The following is a 23720-nucleotide window of genomic DNA, read 5'->3' on the forward strand; positions in this document are numbered from 1 at the left end:
CGCGGTTTATCTCAACCCGCTAGCTCACTTAACTGGTAGCGCTGTATTGTGGTGTCAAAACTGATGTCAAAAAGGCGAGGGGCACATTGCCGCCTCGCCAAGTGGTGGGTCTAGAGGGCGTAGCGCATAGACAGTTGCACGTAGTCTGAATCGACGTTTTGCTCATCCATGGCAAAATTGCCCACCTCAACACCTATGGCTAGTGCTGGCGTGAGATTTTGGAACAAATTAACGCTCCATTGGCTGCGCTCAATATTGGTTTCATCGGTTTCTAGGTAGCCATAAAGCACGGTACTTCTGAGGGTATCGGTCCAGTAATGACGGTAGGCCGCTAAATACGAGGTGGTGCTTTCTACCTCTTCGCCCACTAAGTCTTGCACGGCGCCCACGCCCACATAACGCCCCACATCACCTAGGTGCACCTGAAAGCGAAAATCATCTTTGCCAAAGGTGTTAACCACGCCGGCGATAGAGCCACCAAAGGCGGTCTCACTGTTACCCGTTGTGGTATTAAGGTTGCGGCCTAGAGCCGAAAACGACACATTACCCCAGTCGCCTTTAAGGTTGTAACGCGCGACCACATCGGGCAAGTCGTCATTAGCCGTATCGCCGCCGACACTCTCTGGATTTTCTATCGACACCTGGAAATTGCCCATGTCGTAACGCACCTGCCCCTGACGCACAAACGCTAAACCAATGGTGGCACCGGCAAAGTCGGCCGTTTCAGGTATGGCACTGGTGTTCATAAAGGTGGTCCAGGTTTGCCCAGCCGTCAGCCCTTTGTATTTTATAAAGGCGTGGCGCAGGCGTGGATTAGCCGAATTCGATACCACCTCGCTACCGCCACCACCATAAAAATCCATCTCAATAAAGCCCATCACATCGCCATGGACATACTTGGTGTTAAAGCGTGATTCGTTAGCAAAAATCTTAAATTGATTCGCACTTTCTGCGAGCGGCTGACCCGCTCCTATCCAAAAGTCGCGGTAGGCAACGTCACCAGACACGTAACGCGCATCGGCTTTTAGGTAACCGCCAAATGACAACTTGCCCTCGTCGCCGACCTCAAAGTCAAATGCAGCAGCGGCAGAACCCGCCACGAGGCAGAGTGAAGTAGCAAGCGTGATGTTTTTTATGGTTGAAGTGAGCATCGTTTTTCCCCTGTTTAGTCTGCCTCCAAGATGGACATATAACCTTGAAGGCTCAATTGGGAATAGGTATTAATGCACAGGGCTTAGATCCCTTGGCTTACACCATGGGACTTAGTCACCAAGGCGTAATCAGCAAGCATTAACCAATAAGGGGTAACCCATAAGTCGTAAGACAAAAGTGTGTGTCATCTCAACTGCCCTCAAGTGGGCAAACTAAGCAAGCCCTTAAGACTTAAGTCGGTAGCCTATATGTGATGCAGATCGCACAAAATGTGATAAGTTAATTTACATAACAATCACAGCAGTGGGCTGCCTAGCCACAACACTGCGCCGCAATAGGTTTAGCGCTACCATGTTTCCTAATTGGCTCTTAGTGACCATCAGCATCAGCTATATCGGTTTGCTGTTTTTGATGGCATTTATCGGTGACAAATACCGCGATAAGCTGTTTAAACAGCAACATAAGATTATCTATTCACTGTCTCTTGGGGTGTACTGCACCTCGTGGGGCTTTCTGGGGACTGCAGGGCAAGCGGCGAACAACTCGTTTGCTTACTTACCTGTGTATATTGCGCCTATTTTACTGTTTATTTTCGCTTGGCCCTTTATTCAGCGGGTGATACGGGTCTGTTTGCGGCTCAATATCACCTCGATTGCCGACCTGCTCGCGTCCCGCTTTGGTAAATCGCCGCTATTGGCAGTAGTGGTGACCTTAGTCGCCCTGTTCGGCACCCTGCCCTATATAGCCTTGCAGCAAAAAGCGATTGTTAACTCCTATGAAATTTTGCGCCAAGACCACCTCTTATCATCGTGGCAGTTGGGTCTGGTGGTGAGTTTAATCTTGGCCGGTTTTACCATTATCTTTGGCGTGCGCGCCATCGATGTCACTGAGCGCCACCCAGGTATGATGCTGGCGATTGCCTTTGAATCTCTGGTCAAGCTTATCGCTTATCTCACCATCGGGATTTTTGTCTCCTTTTTTCTCTTTGAGTCGCCCCTAGAGATATGGCGTCAGGCCAGCGCGCTCTCCCCTATCACCACCGAGTTTGCCTACCCCAATATTATTTCGATGTTTGGCTTACTGTTTATCGTGATGTCAGCGTTTTTGTGTCTGCCGCGCCAGTTTCAGGTGTTGATTGTGGAGCTAAAAGAGCAAAAACACGCGCTATGGAGCCGCTGGACGTTTCCGCTGTATGTGTTGGTCTTTGCTTTTTTTGCCACCCCGCTGGGACAGGCAGGCAATATTCTCTATGGCGATTCGTTGCAAAGTGATGCTTATGTATTGTTTTTACCCACGGTTAACGGCGATCTTTGGTTAGGCTTGTTTAGCTTTCTTGGGGCGATTTCGGCGGCCAGCTCTATGGTGATCATCTCGACCATCGCCCTGAGTACCATGCTCAGTAACGAGGTGGTGTTTCCCACCCTATTTAAGATCAATAATATCCACAGCAACGACTTTCATAAATTTCGCTCACACCTGCTCAATATACGTAAAGCACTGGTATTAGTGGTGATATTTATGAGCTATGGCATGTTCCTTATCGCCCCCCCCGACACCCTATCCTCACTTGGAGAAGTGGCTTTTGGCGCTATCGCGCAAATTGGTCCGGCGTTCTTTGCCGCATTTTTATGGCGCCGCGTGACCCTGATTGGCGTGTTGGTGGGGATAAGTGCAGGCTTCAGCTTGTGGTTGACACTGAACTTACTGCCACAGCTTGGCTTGTATCCACATCCCTTTGCTGGCAGCGACTACTCCATGACGACCATGGCGACCTTAGTGGGCTTGTTTGTCAATATCATGACTATCTGGTTGGTGTCTTCCTTTACCCGTCAAAGCGTGCATGAGCAGATGCAAATCGGCCACTTTATCGAGCGACCAGAGCTGGATAAATTACAGCAAGAGGTGCCCAAAAACGTTAATCCGACCGAGCTTGAACTCTTAGTGGCGCGCTTTGTGGGCAAAGATAAGGCCGCCCAAGGCTTTTACCATTTTTTTGCATGTCAGCCCCAACCTATTGTCGATAAAAACGCCCATAATCAGGCGCTGATTTTCTATACCGAAAACATGCTTGCCAGCGTAATGGGGTCAGCGTCGGCGCGCTTAGTGCTCTCTTATGCCCTCAATGGCCGCGATATTGCCATTGAAGATGTGGCCCAGTTGGTGGAAGTCGCCTCCAGCCATCGGATGGAGTTTAGCCGTTCGGTACTCCATAGCGCGATTGAAAATGCCAGTGAAGGGATTTCGGTGATCGACAGAGATCTCAAGTTAGTGGCCTGGAACCAACACTATTTGAACCTGTTTAACTATCCGGACGACCTGATCTACATAGGTTGCCCGGTGAGCCAACTTATCGAATATAACCTCAGCGTGGGCAAACGCTACATTGCCAATCTCGATGAGCAGGTAGAGCGGCGGTTGGATTTTTTACGTCAAGGCAGTCATCACAGCACAGAGCGCCAGCAGCCCGATGGTAAGACCATTCGCATTCAGGGCAATCCGATCCCCGATGGTGGTTTTGTGATGATTTTTTCCGATATCACTATCTATCGCGAAGCGGAAAAACTGCTCAAAGAGAAAAACCTCGATCTAGAGGCCCGAGTCTCTGAGCGCACCAAAAAGATGGAGCAAGCCAACGCCCAGCTGGCCCAGTCCAACGCCGAGCTGGCTCAGGCGCTGCAAAAAGTGGAGCAGGCTCACCAGAAAAAAAGCCAATATCTCAAGGCGTGCAGCCATGATCTCCTGCAGCCCCTGTCGGCGGCCAGATTATTTTCCTCCGCCTTTGTGCAAAATGGTCAGCTCAGTGCCAAACAAAAACAGCAGATAGGCTATATCGACAATGCCCTGCAGGTGGCTAACGAACTGCTACTGGATCTTAATGAGGTATCACGTATTGAAAGTGGCACGGTAGTGCCCGAAATTACCGCCTTCGCCCTGCAAGAGGTGCTGGACTCGCTTAAAGAAGAGTTTAGCGCCATGGCGGCGGCATCTAAGGTTAAGTTCAAGTTGATTAACACCTCGGTGTGGATCCGCAGTGATAAAGTGTTGCTCAGACGCATCTTACAAAACCTGGTCAGCAATGCGTTTCGCTACGCGGGGAATGGTAAAATAGTACTGGGTTGTCGCAGGCAAGCAACTGGCGTATTAGTGCAAGTGGTCGACGATGGCCCAGGGATCCCAGCCGACAAACAGGCGATGATCTTTGAGCAGTTCACCCGCCTGCAGCATTCGGGGCATGATGGCGTTAACGGTTTAGGGTTAGGCTTAAACATTGCACAAGGATTAGCCGGGTTACTGCAACATCAGCTGACCTTATCGTCCGAGGTGGGCAGCGGCAGCATCTTCAGTTTGGCGGTGCAAACGGTCACGGCTCAGCCCTGTACAACAATTGCCACTCAGGCAGATATTTTGACTCTCAATGGGGTGCACGTCTTGGTGGTCGATAACGATCCTAACGTACTCAATGGCATGACAGAGTTGCTGGCAGGCTGGCGCTGCCAAGTCTACGGGGCATCGACGCCAGAGCGAGCCAAAGCGCTGTTTAAGCAATATGCTGCCAATATCGATATTGTATTGATGGACTATCAACTCGATGATAACCAAAATGGTTTGGATTTAATGAGTCAGCTACAAGCCCTGTCACCCCATCCGGTGCCAGCAGTGCTGATCACCGCCACCATAGATGAAAGCGTGGTATTGCAGGCCAAAGCCTTAGGTTATGGGTATCTACGCAAAATCATTAAACCCATCGCACTGCGGGCGGTGATGAGCGCCACACTGGCGAGTAGCCTACACAATAACTACTCGGCGCCCACATCGGCTAATTATGCCGCCGGCGAACGAGAACCTTAATAACGAGTTGTCATCGCAACTAGGCATGGCTAGCGGCTTAATCGAGTAATAGAGAGTGGCTATCGATGAGGTGGAGTCTGCTTAATCATATTAACGTTAGCCATGTAAACTTAGTCGTTAGGCCTGCTCAGGCTGCGGCGTCTTATCCAGATATAACTGACTCATGGCAATCACGGCCTGAGTGCGAGTATGGACGCCTAATTTTAGGAAAATCGCACTGGCGTGGGCCTTGATGGTCGCTTCAGATAAACCCAGCTCGTAGGCAATTTGCTTATTGAGTAGGCCATCGGCAAACATCATTAAAATGCGGTGTTGCCGCGGCGATAAACTGGCAATTTTACTGCTCATACTGTCTAAGGTGACCGAGGCTAAGTCGCCACAACCCTGAGGGATCCATTGCTGCCCCGCCAGCACAGCCTTGATGGCTTTAACCATCTCATCGACCGCCGTCGACTTAGGGATAAAGCCTGCCGCGCCAAAGGAGATGCTCTTGCCTACGGTTAGCTTATCTTCTTGGCCAGAGATCACTAATACACCAATCTGTGGGTAACTATTACGGATATTGACTAAGGTATTAAAACCATGAGCATTAGGAATATTAAGGTCTAATAACAGCAGGTCGGCATCGTCATGAGCCATTAACAGCGCTTCGAGTTGACCCACGCTTTCGGCCTCTAACAAGGTTATGTTGTCGAACTGACTGGTTAGGATATTGACTAATGCTTGTCTAAACAGTGGATGGTCATCAGCTATTATTATTTTTAGTGGCTGTAACATGGTTAATCCCTCAAATGTAGATTTTTCCAGTCTACCGCAACCTCCGATATTATCAAATCTGCCCAGTTGGCAACAAAGTAGACGCCACTTCAAACTTAACATATTAATTACAATAAGATAGGCTTATATCTCTTGCTGAAACACATTTTCAGGCTTGGGTAAATATAGACTTATTAACTAGACGATATCGGCAGCACTTTATGTTAGGGTCGCGCTTTGCTGCCAAGCCCTAAAATACGCTAGCGCTGATGATAGGAAGCAAACATCACAGCAGCCATTACCTGATAAAAAGATGCCATGTCACTTGAACATCAACAGCCGCTCACATATTCTAAATTAATAACAACTTGATGACATAGCGCATATTTGACCAACACGCAAAACCAATAACAATTAAAAATAAGTGTTTATTTTTAATAAGATAGTAGCTTAACGATAGTAAGGGATGAACTTGCCGGACACAACAGCGTTAGTCTTGGGGGGTGGGGGTGCAAGAGCCGCTTATCAGATAGGGGTGCTCAAGGCGATTGTGCAATTTTATCCTCGTAATCATGGCATCCCTTTTAAGATCATTTGTGGCACCTCAGCGGGGGCGATCAATGGTACTTCTATAGCGACTCACGCCTCCTGTTTTCATCTTGGGGTTCGTAAGCTCGAGTGGATTTGGCGCCATTTTAATACCCATATGGTCTACCGCTCCTCCTTTGGTGGCGTATTTTCACACCTGGCTAAAATGGCATTAATGGGATTACAAGATGAGCGGATCAATCCCGAACCTGGCAGCCTATTTGACAATGAACCGCTGCGTGGTCTACTCAATGAAGTAATCAACTTTGCTCGCATCGACAGAAATATTGCCAATGGCGCCCTGCACGCCTTAAGTATTGACACCTCATGCTATAACTCGGCACGTTCAGTGACCTTTTTTCAAGCCAGTCGCCAAATTGAAGAGTGGAATCGAGCCCGCCGTGGCGGTCAACGGACACAGTTAAATACCGAACATTTACTGGCGAGCGCGGCGATCCCTTTGGTGTTTCCCTCGGTCAAGCTCAACCGAGGTTATTATGGTGATGGCTCAGTGCATCAACTGGCTCCACTGAGCAGCCCGATTCATTTAGGGGCCCAAAAAATTATGGTGATTAATTTAGAGAGCCCACATAAACAGCTACATCAGGAGATGGAACATCATCCTAAGACGGCGACCATTGCGGGTCACCTATTAGATACTATCTTCTCTGACACGCTCAACAGTGACTTAGAACGATTACAGCGTATTAACAGTACCTTGAGTTTGATCCCAGAAGCGGCGCGCCAACAAGTTTCGCTTAAACCTATCGATACCTTAGTGATTAAACCCAGCGAAGACTTAAGCCAAATTGCGGCGCAGTACTATCATAAGATGCCGCTGGCGGTGCGCACATTACTGCGCCTTATCGGCATTAATCAGCAATCGGACTCGAGTATCGCCTCCTATCTGCTGTTTGAGCAGCCCTATTGTGGCGCATTAATTAATTTGGGCTATCAAGATGCCATGTGTCAGATTGATGAGATTAAAGCGTTTTTTAATATCGACTCATCATACTAATTCACCCTGCCGTCAATACCAGGCTGCGATAGCATTTGCTGCACAGCAACGTCAGCCCACAGGCGATAGCTCGACTCACTGGGGTGAAATCCATCAGCTGCCAGCGAATCATGACTCAAAGGAAGTTGCAGTGATAGCAGGTAGCAACGGCTCTTTGAGGCGAGCAATTGTTGTAAACGCCGATTAAATTCATCGCTTCGTTGTCCTACAAACCAGCGCAGTGGCTGTGGGAATGCCAAAAATGCCCCTAACGGCGGCACGGGTGTAAGTAGTAACTGCGCCTCTGGCGAGTGTTGCCTGAGCTCATGCAGTAAACATTCTGTACTGCTAAGCCATTTCGTCACCCTTAACGGGCTAAGCACGTCATTAACACCTAGAGACAGCAACACCACATCATATTGCCCTTGGCGTAAACTGGCTTGCCAAGACTCACTGCTGAGCTTAGCCAATGTTTTGTTTGTGGTTAAGCCACTGCGAGCAAGCAAGGTCCAACGCACGACATAATGTTCGCTTAACCGTTTGGTCAAATAGCCGCTTAGTGCCTGTTGCTGCAAATCCACCCCCACTCCCGCCGCAGCTGAGTCGCCTAAAATAAGGATATTAATGCTCTTTATCAACGACGTATCGGCAGTTCCACAAGCCTCCTTAGCCAATGCAAAATCCAACATATTGTGACTCGACTCAATCAAGCCTTCACGTGGCCCCTTAGCTTCTGGTAATTTAGGCGTTACCCGCTTAACCCATAAGGCCTGTAGCACTAACATTGGTGTAAGCAAAGGCAGTAATAGGGTCGCTAACCACGATTGCATCCGCTCCTCCTTTTTGTGCTGACTCATCATATGTCACTTACTGCTATCATGCTGCGCCTCAATAACACGCCTTAATCACTCACCCTTGCAATAAAAAATGTTCCGCTTTCTCGACACGCCTAGGTTTACCCAGCAAAATTAAAATATCACCGGGCCTGATAAGCCAGGTCAGATCGGGGCTTTCCACTTCAGCGCCGGCTCGCCTGACAGCGCGTAACTCTACCCGTAACTCTTGCCATGGGATATCGGCTAAGGTTTGGCCCACCACTTGCGCCCCCTTGGGCAGTGCTACCGCATGCAGTAACTCTAAGGTAAAGTCAGTCTCCTCTCCTGAAAAAAAACCGTGCAGATATTGATAATGGTTACGACGTTCATATTCGAGCCGTTTTAAGATGCGCGTCAGTGGCACACCACACTGATACAGCACCTGCGATACCAACATTAAACTGCCCTCGAGCGACTCGGGGATCACCTGGCTTGCACCCGCTTGTTCGAGCGCTTCCATGCCCTCATCATCGCGTGTTCTGACTAAAATGTTGGCATCGGGTGCCAACTGGCGACACAAAGGCAATACCTCATCTAACACCCGCGCACTGCTAAAAGTAATCACGATTAACTTGGCTTGCCGTATTTGCGCTTGTTTTAAAATAGCCCGTTTAGCCACATCACCAAAGTACACCGGCTCTCCGGCGCGGCGGGCTTCGGTCACTCGAGTGGGATCAAGGTCGAGTACAAGATAAGGCACCGCTTCGGTTTTCATAAAGCGAGCAATGGTCTGCCCGACTCTGCCATAGCCTAAAATCAACACCAGATCTTTACTGTGCTCCATTGGCGGTATGCCTTGCCCCTCTAACTCACTCTTAAATCTACTGCCCTGTAAGCGCCGTGCAATATCGACGCTGTGCTTAACCAGCCATGGCGCTATCGCCATTGACAGCACCGCCACCATTACCAGCTTAGTACTGACGGTGATCTCCAATAACTGGTAATTGACCGCCAGTGCCAGCACCACAAAACTAAACTCCCCCACCTGAGCTAAACTGATCGCACTGGCCACCGAGGTACGAAACGATTCTTTAGCGGCGCGAAGTAAGCCATACACAATCAATGCCTTAGCCACTATCACCGCTACCACCAGCAAGAGTACCTGCCACCAAAAATCGACCACCAAACCAAAATCGAGCAGCATACCGATTGAGATAAAAAACAGCCCCATTAACAAGTCCCGAAAGGGGCGAATATCGGCCTCTAACTGGCGCTTATATTGGCTTTCCCCAAGTAACATCCCCGCCATAAACGCCCCTAAAGCCATGGATAACCCCAGCCATTGAGTCACTGCGCCAGTCACCAAGGCCACCACTAGGGTTGATAATACAAACAACTCATTGGATCGCGAGCGAGCCACCTCATCAAACAACTTAGGCAGAGCCCACTTACCAAAGGCCATTAACGCGATGAAGGCGAATACCCCCTCTACCATAGCAAGACCGATACTTTGCCAACTTAACGGCTCACCGTCTGAGGCCAGTAAGGGCATTAAAATCAGCAGAGGGACTACGGCAAGATCTTGAAACAGCAACACACTAACCGACAGTTCACCGTGGCGACGACGCAGCCACCCCTGTTCGTTGAGCAGCTTAAGAACTATGGCGGTGGAAGATAAAGCGATGGCCGCGCCGACAATAATCGACTCATTAATGCTCAGCCCCATCATTAAGCTGATACACATACTAAGCAAAACAGTGACAAAGACTTGCGCACTACCTAGGCCAAATACAGTGCGGCGCATGGCCCACAGGCGTGGTAAAGAAAATTCTAATCCTAGCGAGAACATCAACAGTACTACACCAAGCTCGGCCACCGAATGTATTTGCTGCTGGCTAAACCAATTGAATACCGATGGACCACTGAGGGCCCCAGTAACTAAATAAGCTAAAATAGCCGGCAAGCCCAAACGGCGAAACATCGCAATGGCGACGATCGCTATCATCAGCATCAATAAAATTTTAATCAGAAAGCTATGTTCCATTTAGGCTCCAAATCAGCCATTCCTCCCTACCAACATGACAATGCCCTGACGCATTCTGCTCGATGCTCGACCGAACATAGATGAGGTCACATTTGAAATGTTGACACACGCAACACCTTACCTTGTCAGGGTTTATTGAGCTTGTCAAAATCCTGACGCCCGATTTACTACCTTTATGTAACCGAGGTAACTGAATGACAAATATAGAGAAATAATCAATTAAAAATGTAGGCACGATAATTGCTTTATTTTTAGCATATCTCTAGTCCAATTTTTTGTGGAGTTAATGCATGGACTTTGCCTTAGCTAGCGAGTTTTCACCCGGCGAATATCGTTACCAGCCGGCATATCGTCAAGCCAGTATGGACTCACCCAATATGGTGACCATAGTGCAACAGCTACACCAGCATTTAGACCCGGCATCTGTATTTAGCTGTTACGGCAAAGTGGTCGGCCAATATTTGCCTGTCAACGGCATAAAGCTGCACTTTAAAGAGTATCAGCTAAGCTGGGGCAGTGAGCAAGGTTTGCAAATAAAACAACACCTGCCCATTGAAGGCAGCAGTGCTGTTATTGAATATCGCCTCAATGCGCCGATGCTAAATTCGCAAACCGAATTACTTTATCAACTGCAGGCATTATTAGCGCGTCCGCTATTTAACGCAGCGCAGTATGAGCAGGTGGCTAAACAGGCGATGTACGATGCATTAACTCAACTGGGTAATCGTCGTTATTACATCGAAAGCCTCAAGCAATCGCTAGCCAGAGCCACTCGTCACGACGAACCTTTATCATTAATCTTATTAGATTTAGATCATTTTAAGACGCTTAACGATAGATACGGACACCACATTGGCGATGAGACGCTCATTACATTCGGGCAAACCATTAATCAGGCAATCCGTAGCAGCGACCAGGCTTTTCGTATCGGTGGCGATGAGTTTACTATATTAGTGCAAGGCAACGCACAAGCGGCAAGCCTCATTTGTCAGCGCATATTGACCATGATGCAGCATAATAATCAGCAACATAATAGAGAGATTTATACCAGCTTAGGTGTCGCCGAGTGGCAAGCTATGGATAACGCCGAAAACCTCTACCTGCGCGCAGATAAAGCCTTATATGATGCCAAGGTCGCTGGTCGTCGCTGTTATAGGATCGCAGAATAACATGAGATATTTGAAGCTAAGTCAACTATCTCTAACTAACTACAAAGCTTAAACAACGCACTCAAAAACCACCCCCACGTCATCGGCCATCGCGATATCTCGCTTTTCTATCCAGTAGCCCACCGCGGCAACGAGATTGTCATCAAAATAGATAAGCGGCACTTGATCGCGCATCCACGGCGGTACGGCTAACTCCTGCCACAGTTTTTTTAACTCACGTCCCTTATCTCGAAAATGGGGATGACAACGCAGCGCCCCTGGCGCACCAAAGCGTACGCTCACCCGCTCATCTGCCATAGGAAGGCGCAAGCGATCGCCGTGACAACAGCGCTTAGCCTGCAATGAGATGGTGTCCGTTATCGGCCAATGTTGTAATGGCGCATCGCTAACGCAAATATTAATTGGCGCTAACTTTGTATGAGGTTGATATCTATCGATATAGAGCTGATGACGAAAGCGGCGTAACACCATAGCGTTAAGCCTGATTTCGACCTTAGCATCTTCTTTAGCGTCAATGAGTTGCACCAGAACCTGTTTAAGCTGCGCTGCAGATGGCATGGCAAACCCGAGAGAGTCGATAAAACCCCTTAATAACTGCGCGCGCCACGGCGCTGATTGCTGGGCTAACAAACGTAAATCTAATACAGGCCTGCTTGAGTTAGCGGTATCTTGCAACATGACGGGTAAGCGAGAGGCTACCTCGTCATCAATCAAGGCTTGCTGCTCGGCGCACAGCTGCGCGCTGCGAGCACTGGTGGCGGCAATGGCCGGCCAGCGCGCACGCAAAGCGGGGATCACCTCAAGACGCAGGAAGTTTCTGTCAAAACGATTATCTAAATTGCTCTCATCTTCGATATGTTCAATGGCGTGAGTGGCCGCAAATTGCTCGACCTGTTGCCGGCTAATATCGAGCAAGGGACGTAGCAACCACTTATCTTGATGAAATGCTTGTATTGCGCCCATGGCGGCCAGTCCCTTGGGACCCAAACCGCGCTTTAACGCCAATAATAAGGTCTCTAGCTGATCGTCTTGATGATGCGCCGTCAATAGCAGATCGCCTGCAGTTAACTCTTGGGCTAAGGCGTGGTATCTGGCGTCGCGCGCCGCGGCTTCTAGGCTTACCCTAGGCCCAGTGTTCACCGCAACTTGCTTAACCTTAATGGGTAGGTCGTATGCTAAGGCGCGCCCTTGGCAATGGGTTGCCCAGCACCCGGCATTGTCACTTAACCCATGATGCACATGTACCAACAGATAACGATACTCGGGATACTGCTTGGCAAACTGGGCCAAACCAAAAGCCAAAACTTCAGAATCGACGCCGCCACTGTAGGCCAGCACCAGTTGAGTGCCAGGCGGTGGCGTTAACTGCGCGATTAATGCCGCAATTTGCTCTGCGGGCTGCCAAGCGGTGGCGTTCATATTAAAATAGGATCCTGACTTTATCGGAGCCCGTCAAGGTCTCCAGTGACAACATCAGCTCATCGGTTGGGTTAACCCTCCATTCATCGCCCAGCTTAAATTGGGCTTTGGCTTGTGGCTGCGCATAATTAATCACCACCGGCACCGCGCCCGCTTTCCACGGCATTAATGCCTGATGAAACCGGTTGAGCCAGTTGCTGTCGACTTCGCTTGCATCGACATCCACCTCTACCGCCTGGGCAAAATGGCTCCGCGCCTCGCCCATATCGATAATGTTACGTGCCGTCATGCGGTTGCCACCTGAAAAGTCATCAAAACTGACTTCGCCTTCGACAATTAAGATGCGATCTTTTTCAAGCAGGTGGCCAAATTTATCAAAGGCTTCGGTAAATAGCATCACCTCTAGGCGCGCACTCTTATCGTCTAAGGTGACTAAGCCCATCTTAGAGCCGCGTTTGGTCATCATCACTCGGGTGGCGACCACCAAGCCAGCGGCCTTAGTGGTTTTACCGCGCTCGGTCGGATGCACGTCTTTTAAGCGCCCCGAAGTGTAGTGTTTCAACTCTTTAAGATATTGATTAATCGGATGACCTGTAAGGTACAAGCCCAAGGTATCGCGCTCCCCTTCGAGCCAGACTTTATCGGGCCACGGGGTGCATTCGACAAATTGCTGTTTGCTGTCTTCGGGCTCGCTATTGAGTAAGCCAAACATATCGTGCTGGCCAATCGCTTCGGCTTTCGCATGTTGGTCGGCGGCGCGAATGGCCTCTGGCAAGGTGGCCATCATTGACGCGCGGTGCGGCCCTAAAGTGTCGAGGGCGCCAGCACAGATAAGTTTTTCGATAACCCGTTTATTGAGCTTTTTCAGATCAATTCGCGCACAAAAGTCGAATAGGTCGATAAAGGGGCCATCTTCACGCGCCTTGAGAATCGAGTCGACAGGACCTTCACCCACCCCTTTAATGGCACCAATGCCGTAGACGATGTTCATATCGTCATCCACGGTAAAACGAAACAGCCCTTTATTCACATCCGGTGGCAACAGTGGCAAGCCCATGCGTTCACACTCATCAACCAGGGTGACGATCTTGTCGGTGTTATCCATATCGGCCGACATCACCGCGGCCATAAATTGCGATGGGAAATGGGTCTTAAGCCACAAGGTTTGGTACGACACCAAGGCATAAGCGGCCGAGTGAGATTTGTTAAAACCGTAACCGGCAAACTTTTCCACCAAGTCGAAAATCTTCATCGATAGCTCGCCATCGATGCCGTTATTGACTGCGCCCTCTTTAAAGATACTTCGCTGCTTGGCCATCTCCTCAGGTTTTTTCTTACCCATAGCACGACGCAACATATCCGCGCCGCCCAAGGTATAACCAGATAAGACCTGGGCTATCTGCATCACCTGTTCTTGATACAAAATAATGCCGTAAGTGGGCTCAAGCAGGGTTTTTAAAGACTCATGCTGATATTGAGAGTCGGGATAGGAAACCTCTTCTCGACCGTGCTTACGCTCAATAAAGTTATCTACCATGCCTGACTGTAGCGGTCCGGGACGAAACAGCGCCACCAAGGCGATCATATCTTCAAAGCAATCGGGTTGCAGACGCTTAATCAAGTCTTTCATACCGCGAGATTCCAGCTGGAATACTGCCGTAGTTTCATAACGCTGCAACAGCCTAAATGAGGCCGGATCATCTAGCGGTATCGCTTCGATTCTAATGGGCTCTTTGCCGGCTTTTTCTAGACGCGGATTGATCATCTGCAGCGCCCAGTCGATGATGGTTAAGGTTCGCAGCCCCAAGAAGTCGAACTTAACTAATCCAGCGGTTTCGACATCATTTTTATCAAATTGGGTAACCGGATTTTGCCCTTCAGAGTCGCAGTACAGTGGCGCGAAGTCGGTGATCACCGTTGGCGCGATCACCACGCCACCTGCGTGCTTACCCGCGTTACGCGTCACCCCTTCTAAGATGCGGCACATGTCGATGAGATCTTTAACCTCTTCATCGGCGTTATAAGCTTCAGGAAGCGCAGGTTCCGCCTCAAAGGCTTTAGCCAGCGTCATGCCAGGCTCGGCAGGGATCATCTTTGAAATACGGTCGACAAAACCATAAGGGTGACCCAGCACGCGGCCCACATCGCGCACCACGGCTTTGGCAGCCATGGTACCAAAAGTGATGATTTGCGATACCGCATCTCGGCCATACAGCTCGGCCACGTGATCGATCACCTCATCGCGACGGTCCATACAAAAGTCGACGTCGAAATCGGGCATCGATACCCGTTCTGGGTTCAAGAAACGTTCGAACAGCAGGTCAAATTCTAATGGGTCAAGGTCGGTGATCTTCAGCGCATACGCCACCAACGAGCCCGCTCCTGAACCACGACCCGGGCCAATCGGAATACCGTTGTCTTTACCCCACTGAATAAACTCCATCACGATAAGGAAGTAGCCGGGGAAACCCATGTTGTTAATCACGGTCAGCTCAACATCGAGACGCTCATCATATTCGGGGCGGCGCTCGGCTCGAACCTTAGGGTCGGGAAACAAAAACTCGAGACGCTCTTCAAGCCCTTTTTTAGACACAGCAACGAGAAAATCTTCGATGGACAGATCGCCAGTGGGGAAATTAGGCAAAAAGTATTCGCCAAGGCGCACAGTGACATTACAGCGCTTGGCGATCTCCACCGAGTTTGCCAACGCTTCAGGAATATCGGCAAACAGCTCACACATCTCATCTTGTGAGCGGAAATACTGCTCTTTGCTGTAAGTTTTAGGGCGGCGCGGATCGGCGAGTGTATAGCCATCAGAAATCGCCACACGGATCTCATGGGCCTCAAACTGCTCGGGTTGAATAAATACCACTTGGTTAGTCGCGACCACGGGCAAGTCTTTTTCTGCCGCCAGTTCGACCGCCATGTGCAAATAGCGCTCTTCGTCGGGGCGACCCGTTCGGATAAGCTCTAGGTAATAGCGCTCAGGAAAATGGGTCTGATAAAATGCCACCAAGGAGTCAACTTGGCCTTTGTTGCCTTTAAGCAACGCCTTACCGACGTCGCCATCTTTGGCGCCCGAAAGTAAAATTAACCCTTCGCTGTATTTAATCAGCCACTCTTGATCGATCACGGCGCGGTCGCGTACATGGCCACGTAGATAGGCATCGCTTATCAATAAGGTGAGGTTTTTATAACCTTGATTGTTGATGGCCAATACCGTAATCGAGCAAAACTCGTCGTCAAAGCCTGGCACCAACATCGAAAAGTCAGTGCCAATAATTGGCTTAATCCCCGCCCCATGGCAGCCGCTGTAAAACTTAACCAAACCACATAAATTGGTTTTATCGGTCAGGGCAAGCGCCGCCATTTCAAGCTCAGTCGCCTTAGCTAGAATGGGCTTCACTTTCGAGAGGCCGTCGGACATGGAAAAATCACTGTGAACGCGCAGATGCACGAAACGAGGTTCTGACATAGTTGATAGTATCTTTTTAGTTGGGCGGCAAGCGCCCATTGAGATTAACAGACTGAGATTAACACATAGCGAAACACAGCGTCACCCTTTCAGCTCGGCTTTGCCTGTGCTGATAAGGATTAATCGTCCCGCGATAAACGTGCCTGTACGGGGCGAAAACTCTTACGGTGTTCGGCTAATACGCCATGTTGTTCTAGCGCCTCAAAATGCGCTTTTGTCGGGTAGCCCTTATGCTTAGCAAAACCAAATTGTGGGTATCTGGCATCGAGCGCGTCCATCTCTTGATCTCGCACCACTTTGGCAATGATCGATGCGGCGCTGATGCCAGCGATCAGGCCATCACCTTTGATCACCGCATGGCTTTCAATACCAAAGTCAGGCACACGATTACCATCGACCAATATCCGCGCGGGGCGAGCCTTAAGACCGGCCACCGCGCGCTGCATTGCCAGCATAGTGGCGTGCAGAATATTAAGCTCATCTATCTCAGCAGGACTGGCACGCCCCACACTGACATCGAGGGCTTTTTGGTTAATCTCGGCAAATAAGGCTAAGCGTTTTTTTTCTGACAATTTTTTCGAGTCATTCAGCCCAGCGATAGGATTATTAGGGTCGAGCACCACGGCTGCGGTCACGACATCACCAACCAAAGGTCCGCGCCCCACCTCGTCGACACCGGCGTAAAACCCTTGGCACAATAGGCTGATTTGCGCTTGAGTGATATCTTTAAAGGTCGCCATATTACGCCTCCTCAATTAACGCGACCACCGCATCGGCGGCCCGCTGACTGGCATTACATTTGAGTTGTTGATGCAAGGTGGCAAAACGCTTCATTAACGGGCGATGATCGCTATCGAGTTGTTGCGCTACCGCATCGGCGATCTTCTGCGCGGTGCAGTCGGCTTGGATCAACTCAGGAATAATTTTCTCACCTGCCAATAGATTAGGCAGTGAGTAACTGTCTATCTGCATCATACGTTTGGCAATGCTATAGGTGATCGGACTCACGCGATACGCCACCACCATCGGCCGTTTAACCAACATGGCTTCTAACGTCGCCGTGCCTGACGCCAGTAAAATGGCATCAGCAGCCGCCATCACCCCCCGTGACTGACCTTCAACCATATGAATCGCCAAATCGGGAGCAAATTGTTCAAGCGCTGCCTCAAATTGGGCGCGGCGTTTGGCATTAACCAGCGGCGTGATGAACTTAAGATCGGGATAACGTTGTCGTAGCAGCAATGCCGCTTTCACAAAAGGCTCTGCCAACTGCTTTAGTTCGCCACCGCGTGAGCCCGGCAATAAGGCTAAGTATTCATCTTCGGCATCTAACCCCAGCTGAGCTCGGGCTGCTGCTTTATCATTCTCCAGAGGGATGTCGTCGGCTAAGGTATGACCGACGAAAGTGCACGGCACCTGATGTTTATCATAAAACGCCTTTTCAAACGGCAACAACGACAGCACCATGTTGGTTGCTTTGGCAATTTTAAAGATGCGCTTAGGCCGCCATGCCCACACAGATGGGCTGACATAATGCACGGTTTTAATGCCACGCTGCTTAAGCTTTAACTCGAGGCCGATATTGAAATCGGGCGCATCGATACCGATAAAACAATCGGGTGACAAGGCGGAGATTTCATCGATGAGGGTTTTACGCACCTTAAGCAACCGAGGCAGACGCGACAAGACCTCCACTATCCCCATCACCGCTAACTCTTCAAATGAGAACAGCGACTCAAAGCCCAATTCGTCCATCTGTGGACCACCAATGCCGACAAAACGCGCGTCAGGATAACGCTGCTTCAGGGCACGGATTAAACCTGCGCCTAAGATGTCCCCAGACAGTTCGCCTGCGACCATGGCAAATATTTTTTGTCTACGTTCAGTCATAACCCGATTCTTATCCGTTGTTTCCGACTTACGATTAATCACATTAACTCAATGACTATTCATTGATGCCTGCAATGGGCTGATACCATTTACACCAGAGAAACAGCCTATTTTAGCCATCAAGATCGAGCTGATAATTAATGCGATTGGTTTAATTTCACTCATAAAAAAAAGCCCGTCTAAACGAGCTTTTGATTTTCAAGACCAGTGGCTTAACGAATAATGCCTCGACTGGAATTGGCGATGAAATCAGTAAATAGCTTCACTTGCTCATCTTGAGACTCTTCACTCAATGCGGCAATGGCTTCATCAACCGTCAACCCTTTGCGGTACACAGTTTTATAAGCTCGGCGCACCGCAAGTTGGCTCTCTTTAGAGAAGCCACGACGCTTGAGCCCTTCGGCGTTGAGACCACGTGGTATCGCAGGTTGGCCTGAAGCCATCACAAACGGAGGCACATCTTGCAAAATAAGTGAGCTACCTGCGGTAAAAGCATGCGCGCCTATATGCACAAACTGATGCACGCCAGTCATACCACCTAAAATGGCCCAATCACCGACATGAACATGACCTGCAATCGAAGCATTGTTAGCCATGATCACATTATTGCCAACCACACAGTCGTGGGCAATATGCACGTAGGCCATAAACAGGTTGTTAGAACCAATAACGGTTTCACCCTGGTCTTGAATCGTACCGCGATGAATAGTCACCGACTCACGGATCACATTATTGTCGCCGATAATTAAGCGCGTTGGTTCACCCGCGTACTTTTTATCTTGGCAGTCTTCACCCACAGAGGCGAACTGGAAAATGCGATTGCCTTTGCCCATCACTGTCGGGCCTTTGACCACAACATGAGAACTCAGGTGGCAATCGTCACCAATTTCAACATCGGCACCAATATAGGTCCATGGACCTATGGTGACATTATTACCAATTTTGGCATCGGGATGTACAAACGCTAAATCATCAATCACTGACTAATCTCTCTACGGGCACACATAATCTCGGCAGAACAGACTAGTTCGCCATCGACCTTTGCTTCACCAGTAAACACCCCTATCCCGCGGCGTTCTTTAATCATTTTCACTTCAAAATGCAGCTGATCGCCTGGCTCAACCACACGCTTAAAACGTGCTTTGTCGATACCCGCGAAATAGTAGAGTGCATTATTTGATGGTTCGTCACTCATGGTCTTAAATGCTAATAAACCCGTGGCTTGTGCCATCGCTTCGAGGATTAATACCCCCGGCATCACGGGTTGAACGGGGAAATGGCCTTGAAAAAATGGCTCATTAATAGTGACATTTTTGATCGCATGGAGTGATTCGCCTGGGGTAAAGTCGAGGACTCTATCGATCAATAAAAACGGATACCTATGGGGCAAAAACTTTAGGATCTCTTTGATATCCATTGTGTTTAATTGATTTGACACTCAATAATTTCCTTAGCTGCCAAGGGGCACTTAATCTTCTATTTTAACGTTTTTTTCTAACTTTTTAACGCGTTGGAACAGTTCATCTAGCTGTCTAAACCGTACGGTATTTCGACGCCACACCTTGTTTTCCATCGCCACAGTAGCCGAGGAGTATACACCAGGCTCCCTGATAACACTCGTAACGTTTGTGCCACCTGAGATATGGGTACCGTCGGCGACGGATAAATGTCCAGCTACGGCGCTACAGCCACCAATGATACAATATTTACCTATGGTGACACTACCGGCAAAAGTTGAACCACCGGCAAGGGCACTGTTTTCACCAATAATCACATTATGGGCAATTTGCACTTGGTTATCGATGATCACCCCATCATGGATTTCGGTATGATCTAGTGCGCCACGGTCAATACTGGTACAAGCACCAATTTCAACCCGCTCACCAATACGCACGCCCCCCGTTTGCGGAATGCGGATCCACTGCCCACGCTCATTAGCATAACCAAAACCGTCCGATCCCAGTACCGTGCCCGAATGCACTATACAGTCTTGACCAAGGTGGACATTGTGGTACACAGTCACATTAGGCCACAAGATGGTATTGGAGCCGATGATAACATCTTGCCCAATAACACATCCTGCACCAATCTGTACCTGCTGCCCCAAAATCACATTGGGGCCGATAACGGCATTGGCGCCAATAGCAACGCCTTCGCCTATAGTGGCACTGACATCAATCACTGCGCTGGGATGAATTGCTTCAGCGGCTTTAGGCGTCGAGTCGAGTAACTGCGCCACCCTTGCAAATCCCACATAAGGATCATTAAGTACAATTGCGTTGCCGCTAAAATCAGCCGCCATTTTGGGCGACAACAACACTGCTGATGCCAATGTGCCCGCAAGCTGATGCTGGTATTTTGAGTTGGCTAAAAAAGAGATCTCACCCTTTTGCGCTTTTTCGAGAGTGGCAACTCGGTTAATTTCAACCGTGTCGTCACCTTGTACCGCAGCATTTAAGTAAACAGCGATCTCTTTTAATGTATAGCTTTTCATTAATCGTTAGCCTTTGCTCAACGCTTCAACAACTTTACTGCTGATATCTGAAGAAGGCTTAACATAGATGGCAGCACCACGCTGCAGCACTAGGTCATATTGCTCTTTTTCCGCAATAGCGGTGATCGCTTTTTGCACTTCAACTAACAGTTTGTTTTGCTCTTCACCGTTACGACGACGCATATCTTCATCTAAAGCTTTGCCTTTTAATTGCAGCTCAGCTTTGAGTGATTCCATCTTACGCAACATATCGGTTTTTTGGCTTTCGCTCATCAGCGCGGCATCACGTTGCTGCTTCTCAAGCATGCCACGTAGTTCGTCTTGCATCTTTTGCACGTTAGCCACACGGTCACCAAATTCGGTTTTGAGTGTTTTACTCACGGCTTCGCGCTGGGGTAACTGCTCAAATACCGCTTGCATATCTACCACTGCAATTTTTTCTGCTTGTGCAGCAATCGGTGCACCTAACAGAACCAAAACCATCATTGCGCGATTAAACATCTTATTCAAAATAAACTCCTTGTTGTCAGCAAAACTTGCCGATTATTTTTATTTAAATTAGTTCTAACTTAGAAAGTTTTACCAATGTTGAACGAGAAAATCTCGGTTTCATCATCTTCATACTCTGTGATTGGCCACGCAAGGCTAAATACCATTGGCCCCATGGGCGACAACCACTGAACACTCATCCCCGCTGACGCACGAATGCGTGAAGGATCAGAGTAATCTGCCAGTTCGGCAAACTCTTCAGCAGGCAAGCCGCGATAGGAATCGTAATCAAATTCAGTATCCCAGACATTACCCGCATCGACAAAGAAGCTGGTACGCACAGAGTTAGTATAGGCTTCGTCCAAGAATGGCGTCGGCACAATAAGCTCAATACTGGCGGTCGCGATGGCATTACCACCGATAGAACGCCCTTGGCTGACTTCGATGCGATTTGGATCGCCAGGCAAGGTACAACCATCACCCGATGGATCTGGTGAACACGGCTCACTACCACGATACAAGTAGAATGAACGAGGGCCCACAGAGTTCGACTTAAAGCCACGTAATGAGCTGCTACCACCCGAGTAGTAGTTTTCCCAGAACGGTAAAATCTGATCGTTATCCCCAAACTGGCCATAACCATTACCGTAGCCGACACGCGCCTTAGTTAATAACACGAAGCTATGGCTACGGTTAAAGGGCCAGTAGAAGCTGGTGTCAAAGTCGGTTTTAAAGTATTGCAGATCTGAACCAGGAACCGTCATCTTACCGCTTAAACGCTGTGATGAACCGTCTGTAGGGAAGGTACCGCGGTTCAACGTACTGCGATACCAGCCAAGATTCAATTCGAAATTATCAAATGCTAGCTCGGCATTAGGGTCATCTTGATCACGATAGATATTGTAGAAACGCAGCGCCTGCTCATAAGCTGAAATCTCTGAAATTGCGTTATGACGATAGCCTATACCACCGTTAATACGGTTATATTCATTAATTGGGAAACCTGAGTTTAAAGCAACGCCGTAAGAGCTGTTTTTATAACGCTCAAGGTTAGCCTCTTGCGCATCAAACTCATTCCAGAAAACACTGCCGCCTAAGCTCACGCCGTCCTTAGTGAAATAGGGATCGGTATAAGAGAAATTAATATTCTTAGAATACTTATTAGTATTTAAGTTAATGCCGGCCTGATTACCGGTACCCAAGAAATTGCTTTGCTGTACACCAAACTGCAAGCTTATACCTGATTCGGTACCATAACCCACACCCGCGTTAAATGAACCAGAAGGCTGCTCTTTCACATTAAAGGCAACATCGACCAAATCATCGGTGCCAGGTACTTGCACCGTTTGTGTATCGACGGTTTCGAAATAACCTAGACGGTTAAGGCGCGCTTTAGATTGCTCGACTTGCGCGGCATTTAACCATGCCCCTTCCATCTGGCGTAATTCACGACGCATTACTTCATCTTTAGTGACTTGGTTACCCGTGAAGTTAATGCTACGCACATAAACCCGCTTGCCCGGTTTAATATTGACATTAAGAGTCACCTCTTTGGTGTCGTCATTAATTTCTGGGTAGGTTTTCACTTCAGGATAGGCATAGCCGAAACGACCAAGATACTTGCCGTACATCTCTTCGGTAAAGGTCACGTCGCCGCCATTGTAGGTATCACCCACTTTGATCGGCAAAATCGCTTGCATCACCTCTTCACGGCCCATAAGGTCTCCGGTGAGGTTGACCTCTTTTACCTTGTACTGCTCACCTTCATCGACATTAATCGTGATATACAGCCCTTTACGATCAGGCGTCATCGCGACCTGAGTCGAGGTGACATCGAAGCGAATATAACCGCGGTTATGGTAAAAGGTTTTGATGGTTTCAAGGTCGGCTTGCAGCTTTTGCTTTTGGTAACGACGCTCACCAAACAGGTCCCACCAGGCCACATAATCTTTTAATTCCAACATGCTGATCAATTCAGCATCGCTAAACACTGTGTTACCCACAACGTTTATCTGGCGAATTTCAGCGGCTAAGCCTTCAGTAAACTTAAACTTAAGCTCGACACGATTTCGCGGTAAGTTAATCACCTGTGCTTCCACTTTAGCGCCGTATTTACCCACACCGTAGTAGAAATCTTGCAGGCTTTTTTCAATTCCGCTAAGCATGGTGCGATCTAATGACTCACCAACTTTAACGTCACTGCCATCGAGACTCTCTTGCAACTGCTCATCTTTAATGTCTTTGTTGCCTTCGAAGGTCACAGCGCTAATGGTTGGACGCTCTTTGACCGTCACCACGAGGACATTGCCATCGCGACTGACTTCGATATGTTCGAAGTTAGTTGACGCGTACAAGCTTTTAATCGCTTGCTGCAGACGCGTTTCGTCAACGGTATCGCCCACCTTAATGGGGATATTGAGGAGTGCGGCACCTAATGCAACACGTTGTAAACCTTGTACTTGGATGTCTGTAACTTCAAAAGGCTGGAATGTTTCGGCCCAACCGTTCCCTGATAAAGACGCACCGACTAATAACATCGAGGCAAAAATTTTATTCAATCTCATAGAGCACTTCTAATTATGT

General features: G+C 48.8%; 16 protein-coding genes. 3 read left to right on the plus strand and 13 right to left on the minus strand.

Features of this window, described 5'->3' with window-relative positions; all coding sequences use genetic code 11:
• Positions 1-110 precede the first annotated feature (110 nt).
• Positions 111-1151, minus strand: a complete 1041-nt coding sequence (locus tag AC5YBX_RS11555) for a DcaP family trimeric outer membrane transporter (RefSeq protein WP_494521364.1) — start codon at positions 1149-1151, stop codon at positions 111-113.
• Between the two features lie 352 nt (positions 1152-1503).
• Here AC5YBX_RS11555 and AC5YBX_RS11560 point away from each other — a divergent pair, with 352 nt between their 5' ends.
• On the plus strand, positions 1504-5001 hold the full coding sequence (locus tag AC5YBX_RS11560) for a sensor histidine kinase (RefSeq protein WP_494521363.1): 3498 nt from the start codon (positions 1504-1506) through the stop codon (positions 4999-5001).
• 117 nt (positions 5002-5118) lie between these two features.
• Here AC5YBX_RS11560 and AC5YBX_RS11565 read toward each other — a convergent pair whose 3' ends face one another.
• On the minus strand, positions 5119-5778 hold the full coding sequence (locus AC5YBX_RS11565; RefSeq protein ID WP_494521362.1) for a response regulator transcription factor: 660 nt from the start codon (positions 5776-5778) through the stop codon (positions 5119-5121).
• A 451-nt stretch (positions 5779-6229) separates the two neighbouring features.
• Here AC5YBX_RS11565 and AC5YBX_RS11570 point away from each other — a divergent pair, with 451 nt between their 5' ends.
• Complete coding sequence (locus AC5YBX_RS11570) at positions 6230-7363, plus strand: patatin-like phospholipase family protein (protein WP_494521361.1); 1134 nt, start codon at positions 6230-6232, stop codon at positions 7361-7363.
• Here AC5YBX_RS11570 and AC5YBX_RS11575 read toward each other — a convergent pair.
• The gene (locus AC5YBX_RS11575; protein ID WP_494521360.1) at positions 7360-8172 is read right to left on the minus strand and encodes an SGNH/GDSL hydrolase family protein; all 813 of its coding nucleotides are present in this window, start codon (positions 8170-8172) and stop codon (positions 7360-7362) included. The genes AC5YBX_RS11570 and AC5YBX_RS11575 overlap by 4 nt on opposite strands.
• Before the next feature lie 79 nt (positions 8173-8251).
• Positions 8252-10201: a monovalent cation:proton antiporter family protein gene (locus tag AC5YBX_RS11580; protein WP_494521359.1), complete on the minus strand. Its 1950-nt coding sequence runs from the start codon at positions 10199-10201 to the stop codon at positions 8252-8254.
• Between the two features lie 290 nt (positions 10202-10491).
• On the opposite strand from AC5YBX_RS11580, the gene dgcS reads away from it, so the two are divergent.
• Positions 10492-11370: a diguanylate cyclase DgcS gene (dgcS, locus tag AC5YBX_RS11585; protein ID WP_494521358.1), complete on the plus strand. Its 879-nt coding sequence runs from the start codon at positions 10492-10494 to the stop codon at positions 11368-11370.
• Between the two features lie 48 nt (positions 11371-11418).
• Here the strand turns inward: dgcS and tilS are convergent, their stop codons facing one another.
• From tilS to bamA, 9 genes are all read right to left on the minus strand, one after another.
• Positions 11419-12789 (minus strand): tRNA lysidine(34) synthetase TilS, encoded by a 1371-nt coding sequence (gene tilS, locus AC5YBX_RS11590; RefSeq protein WP_494521357.1) that lies wholly within the window; start codon positions 12787-12789, stop codon positions 11419-11421.
• 1 nt (position 12790) lies between these two features.
• On the minus strand, positions 12791-16264 hold the full coding sequence (gene dnaE / locus AC5YBX_RS11595; RefSeq protein WP_494523717.1) for a DNA polymerase III subunit alpha: 3474 nt from the start codon (positions 16262-16264) through the stop codon (positions 12791-12793).
• 119 nt (positions 16265-16383) lie between these two features.
• The gene (gene rnhB, locus AC5YBX_RS11600; RefSeq protein WP_494523718.1) at positions 16384-17004 is read right to left on the minus strand and encodes a ribonuclease HII; all 621 of its coding nucleotides are present in this window, start codon (positions 17002-17004) and stop codon (positions 16384-16386) included.
• A gap of 1 nt (position 17005) precedes the next feature.
• A complete protein-coding gene (gene lpxB / locus AC5YBX_RS11605) occupies positions 17006-18154 on the minus strand; it encodes a lipid-A-disaccharide synthase (RefSeq protein ID WP_494523719.1) in 1149 nt (382 codons plus the stop codon).
• 212 nt (positions 18155-18366) lie between these two features.
• Positions 18367-19134: an acyl-ACP--UDP-N-acetylglucosamine O-acyltransferase gene (gene lpxA, locus AC5YBX_RS11610; protein WP_494521354.1), complete on the minus strand. Its 768-nt coding sequence runs from the start codon at positions 19132-19134 to the stop codon at positions 18367-18369.
• Positions 19131-19592, minus strand: a complete 462-nt coding sequence (fabZ, locus tag AC5YBX_RS11615) for a 3-hydroxyacyl-ACP dehydratase FabZ (protein WP_494521353.1) — start codon at positions 19590-19592, stop codon at positions 19131-19133. Before fabZ ends, lpxA begins: the two co-directional genes overlap by 4 nt.
• 30 nt (positions 19593-19622) lie before the next feature.
• Entirely contained in the window at positions 19623-20648 is a 1026-nt protein-coding gene (gene lpxD / locus AC5YBX_RS11620) for a UDP-3-O-(3-hydroxymyristoyl)glucosamine N-acyltransferase (protein ID WP_494523720.1), read from the minus strand.
• A 6-nt stretch (positions 20649-20654) separates the two neighbouring features.
• Positions 20655-21149, minus strand: coding sequence for an OmpH/Skp family outer membrane protein (locus AC5YBX_RS11625; protein ID WP_494521607.1), 495 nt, complete (start codon positions 21147-21149; stop codon positions 20655-20657).
• 68 nt (positions 21150-21217) lie between these two features.
• A complete protein-coding gene (bamA, locus tag AC5YBX_RS11630) occupies positions 21218-23701 on the minus strand; it encodes an outer membrane protein assembly factor BamA (RefSeq protein WP_494521351.1) in 2484 nt (827 codons plus the stop codon).
• Positions 23702-23720: the final 19 nt, after the last annotated feature.

The organism is Shewanella sp. 492 (assembly GCF_059338445.1).

Coding starts and splice junctions, on each gene's coding strand:
- dnaE (WP_494523717.1), bottom strand. CDS start 16,264: ATGTCAGAACCTCGTTTCGTGCATCTGCGCGTTCACAGTGATTTTTCC.
- AC5YBX_RS11560 (WP_494521363.1), top strand. CDS start 1,504: ATGTTTCCTAATTGGCTCTTAGTGACCATCAGCATCAGCTATATCGGT.
- lpxD (WP_494523720.1), bottom strand. CDS start 20,648: ATGAAAAGCTATACATTAAAAGAGATCGCTGTTTACTTAAATGCTGCG.
- dgcS (WP_494521358.1), top strand. CDS start 10,492: ATGGACTTTGCCTTAGCTAGCGAGTTTTCACCCGGCGAATATCGTTAC.
- AC5YBX_RS11625 (WP_494521607.1), bottom strand. CDS start 21,149: ATGTTTAATCGCGCAATGATGGTTTTGGTTCTGTTAGGTGCACCGATT.
- AC5YBX_RS11575 (WP_494521360.1), bottom strand. CDS start 8,172: ATGCAATCGTGGTTAGCGACCCTATTACTGCCTTTGCTTACACCAATG.
- AC5YBX_RS11565 (WP_494521362.1), bottom strand. CDS start 5,778: ATGTTACAGCCACTAAAAATAATAATAGCTGATGACCATCCACTGTTT.
- AC5YBX_RS11555 (WP_494521364.1), bottom strand. CDS start 1,151: ATGCTCACTTCAACCATAAAAAACATCACGCTTGCTACTTCACTCTGC.
- bamA (WP_494521351.1), bottom strand. CDS start 23,701: ATGAGATTGAATAAAATTTTTGCCTCGATGTTATTAGTCGGTGCGTCT.
- AC5YBX_RS11580 (WP_494521359.1), bottom strand. CDS start 10,201: ATGGAACATAGCTTTCTGATTAAAATTTTATTGATGCTGATGATAGCG.
- tilS (WP_494521357.1), bottom strand. CDS start 12,789: ATGAACGCCACCGCTTGGCAGCCCGCAGAGCAAATTGCGGCATTAATC.
- rnhB (WP_494523718.1), bottom strand. CDS start 17,004: ATGGCGACCTTTAAAGATATCACTCAAGCGCAAATCAGCCTATTGTGC.
- lpxB (WP_494523719.1), bottom strand. CDS start 18,154: ATGACTGAACGTAGACAAAAAATATTTGCCATGGTCGCAGGCGAACTG.